Source organism: Parafrankia sp. Ea1.12 (assembly GCF_900465275.1).
Taxonomy (GTDB): Bacteria; Actinomycetota; Actinomycetes; order Frankiales; family Frankiaceae; genus Parafrankia; species Parafrankia soli.
Map to the genome: position 1 here is coordinate 1 of NZ_UBIZ01000023.1, position 465 is coordinate 465.

General features: G+C 47.7%; 1 protein-coding gene. It reads right to left on the reverse strand.

Annotated elements, in window-relative coordinates:
• The coding region (locus FMEAI12_RS36080; protein WP_146776580.1) for a hypothetical protein at positions 1-415 on the reverse strand (415 nt) is incomplete at its 3' end.
• Between the last annotated feature and the right edge of the window lie 50 nt (positions 416-465).

The following is a 465-nucleotide window of genomic DNA, read 5'->3' on the forward strand; positions in this document are numbered from 1 at the left end:
GACACCGAGGCTCCTTCCACAGTTTGGCTATCGTGGCCATTGCTGCTATAAACATCGGGGTGCAGGTGTCCCAGCGTTTCATTGCATCTGTATCTTTGGGGTAAATCCCCAACAGTGCAATTGCTGGGTCGTAGGGCAGGTCTATTTTTAACTCTTTGAGGAACCTCCACCCAGTTTTCCAGAGTGGCTGCACCAGTTCACATTCCCACCAACAGTGTAAGAGGGTTCCCCTTTCTCCGCATCCTCTCCAACATTTGTGGTTTCCTGCCTTGTTAATGTTCCCCATTCTCACTGGTGTGAGGTGGTATCTCATTGTGGTTCTGATTTGTATTTCCCTGATGGCAAGTGATGCAGAGCATTTTCTCATGTGCATGTGGGCCATGTCTATGTCTTCCTCTGTGAGATTTTTGTTCATGACTTTTGCCCATTCAGGATTGGATTGTTTGCTTCTTTGCTGTTGAGCTC